The 2,927-nt window shown below is 61.7% G+C and carries 3 protein-coding genes; 2 read left to right on the top strand and 1 reads right to left on the bottom strand.

Going from position 1 to position 2,927, the window contains the following annotated elements; translation table 11 throughout:
• The first annotated feature begins 82 nt into the window (after positions 1-82).
• Complete coding sequence (locus PG5_RS16775; protein ID WP_020798311.1) at positions 83-952, top strand: aldose 1-epimerase; 870 nt, start codon at positions 83-85, stop codon at positions 950-952.
• Positions 953-1,066: 114 nt separating this feature from the next.
• On the opposite strand, the gene PG5_RS16770 is transcribed toward PG5_RS16775, so the two are convergent.
• Positions 1,067-1,873: a sulfite exporter TauE/SafE family protein gene (locus PG5_RS16770; RefSeq protein ID WP_020798310.1), complete on the bottom strand. Its 807-nt coding sequence runs from the start codon at positions 1,871-1,873 to the stop codon at positions 1,067-1,069.
• A 162-nt stretch (positions 1,874-2,035) separates the two neighbouring features.
• Between PG5_RS16770 and PG5_RS16765 the strand changes: the two genes are divergently transcribed.
• Positions 2,036-2,899 (top strand): MBL fold metallo-hydrolase, encoded by an 864-nt coding sequence (locus PG5_RS16765; RefSeq protein WP_020798309.1) that lies wholly within the window; start codon positions 2,036-2,038, stop codon positions 2,897-2,899.
• Positions 2,900-2,927 lie beyond the last annotated feature (28 nt).

The following is a 2,927-nucleotide window of genomic DNA, read 5'->3' as shown; positions in this document are numbered from 1 at the left end:
CGATGGCGTTCTCAAGGGCGCCATCGCCAGCAAGCCGGCTCCTACAAAGGCAATCCGTGCATTCCCTTTACCGCTGGTGAATATGAAACCCACATTGCTCGAACTCGAAGACGAACTCACCCGCCTCACCCTCGCCCCCGAACTTGGCGGCAGCATCGTCAACTGGTCCGTGCGCCACACCGGCCAGCCGTTGTTACGACACGCCGATGAGCACGCATTGAACGCAGGCCTTCCCGGCAAACTGGGCTGCTTCCCCTTGGTGCCGTGGTCCAACCGCATTGCCGAAGGGGGATTCGATTGCCCGGATGGCTGGCTGCCCCTGGTGCCCAATAGCCTCACCGATCCTCTGCCGATTCATGGCAGCGCCTGGCAGCAGCCGTGGCAGGTAGTCTCCAAAACGCCTAACGATGTGGTGCTGCAACTCGATAGCACCGAGCCCTTTGCCTATTGCGCCCGCCAACGTTTCCATCTCGATAAAGGCAAGCTGAGTATCGAGTTGAGCGTTACCCATCTGGCCGAACACGCGGCCTGGCATGGCTTGGGCCTGCACCCTTATCTACCCCGAAGCGCTGGCACGCGATTACAGGCAAAGGCCGGGCAAGTGTGGCTGTGCGACACCACCAGACTACCAACCGGGCTGAGTGCATTACCTGCCGAATGGGATTTCCAGCAGCCCAAGGCCCTGCCCCAGACACTGGTCGACAACGGTTTCTGCAACTGGGATGGCCACTGCCTGATTCAGCAACCCGACCTTGGTTACGAGCTGGAATGCCAGGCCACCGGCAGCGATTACTACCTGCTCTATTGTCCGCCAGGACTGGGTTTTTTCTGCATCGAACCGGTCAGCCACCCGGTCAACGCGCACCACTTGCCAAGTCGGCCCGGGTTGCGTTTGCTGGAGCAGGGCCAATCGGCAGAATTGTCCTTCACACTGCATTACCGCCCTTTGTAGGAGCGAGCATGCTCGCGATGAACCCAAGAACGCCGCGGGGTGTCAGGCTTCCCGCGTTATCGTTGACCTCCATCGTCGGTACGCCGCCCGGAGCATGCTCGCTCCTACAAGAATTCAGAGACCTGCCCGCAATAGCATGTAGGCGGAGACTGCCAGGCAGATGCTCGCAAATCCCACCTGCAGCGCCCGCGCCGGCACTCGCGCGCAAAGCTTTCGGCCGATGATCATGCCCACGATGCTGGCGGCGATAAAGGCCATGCCAGACCCGTCGATGCGCACCCCGGCATGCAATGCGCCGATCACGCCGATGGCCGAGATCAGGCTGATGACCATCAGGGACGTGGCAATGATGCCGCGCATCTGCACGTCGGTCAGCTGCTTGAAGGCCGGCACGATCAGAAACCCGCCGCCCACACCCAGCAAGCCAGAGACTACACCGGTCACCGCACCGAGGGCCGCGAGGGTCGCGGTGCATTTGGCGGTCCAGGAAAAGCGCCCGGTCTGCTGATCGAGCATGCAGTTCTTCTGGCCCCAGTTGGCGTGACCATGATCGCTGGGCCCCTGGTCCTTGCGCTCGCGACGCAACATCCGTGCAGCCACCATGACCATCAGCAGACTGAACAGGATCATCAGGACTTTTTCCGGCAGTCGATGGGCGAAGTAGATGCCCAGCGGGGAAAACATCGCGCCCAGCAAGGCAATCAACAGCGCCGCGCGATAGCGTACCAGGCCATGGCGCAAGCCATCGATGGCACCGACCGCCGCTGCGCTGCCTACGGCGAACAGCGCGACGGGCGCCGCCGTGGTCATGCTCCAGCCGAGTCCCAACACCAGCGCCGGCACTGCAAGAATACCGCCCCCGGCCCCGGTCAAACCGAGCACCAACCCCATGACCACACCAAAAAAACTCGCCAGCAACATAGAACGCTCGTAATCCATGACAAAGGCCGGGAACGCCCGGTATCGATAGAGTGACAGGATAGAGCCCGCAGCGTTTTTTTCATCAACTGAATGTGTCGTGGGCTGGTCAGCGCAGGGAAAATGAATCTAACCTCATGACTTGCCCCTGAAGAAAAAACCCACATGCCCGCCCTCATTGAAGCTTTTTATGACGACGCCTCGTCAACCTACAGTTACGTCATCTACGAAACCGATGGCGGACAATGCGCGATCGTCGATCCGGTACTCGACTACAACCCGGCTGCCGGACGGACCGGCACCCTGCAGGCCGACCGGATCATCGCCTTCGTGCGCGAGCACCGCTTGCAGGTGCAATGGCTGCTGGAAACCCACGCCCACGCCGATCACCTGTCCGCCGCGCCTTACCTGCGCCGGGAACTGGGCGGCAAGATCGCCATCGGCCAGTCGATCTGCAAGGTGCAGGGCGTGTTCAAGACCCTGTTCAACCTTGAGCCGGAGTTTTGCATTGACGGCTCGCAGTTCGATCACCTGTTCGCCCCGAACGAGTCATTTCGCATCGGCAACCTCAAGGCCACCGCCTTGCATGTACCTGGCCATACCCCGGCGGACATGGCTTACCTGGTCGACGGCGACGCGATCCTGGTTGGGGACACCCTGTTCATGCCCGACGTCGGAACCGCCCGCTGCGACTTTCCTGGCGGCGACGCCCATCAGATGTTTGCCTCGATCCACAAGCTGCTGGCCTTCCCTGCCAGCGTGCGCCTCTTCGTCTGCCACGACTACCCGCCCGAGGGCCGTGAACCGCACTGCATGAGCACCGTTGGCGAACAACGCAAGAGCAACATCCACGTGCGCGACGGCATCGACGAAACCGCGTTCGTCGACATGCGCACCCGACGCGATGCCGGGTTGGGCATGCCGACGCTGCTGCTGCCAGCGATTCAGGTCAATGTGCGGGCGGGGAATCTGCCGCCGGCGGAGGACAATGGCGTGGTCTACCTGAAAATCCCCCTGAACAAGTTCTGACCCCCCCTCGATCGTTCCCACGCTCCGC

The organism is Pseudomonas sp. G5(2012), from assembly GCF_000408945.1.
Classification (GTDB): domain Bacteria; phylum Pseudomonadota; class Gammaproteobacteria; order Pseudomonadales; family Pseudomonadaceae; genus Aquipseudomonas; species Aquipseudomonas umsongensis.
This window is presented reverse-complemented; position numbering and strand designations above follow the sequence as displayed.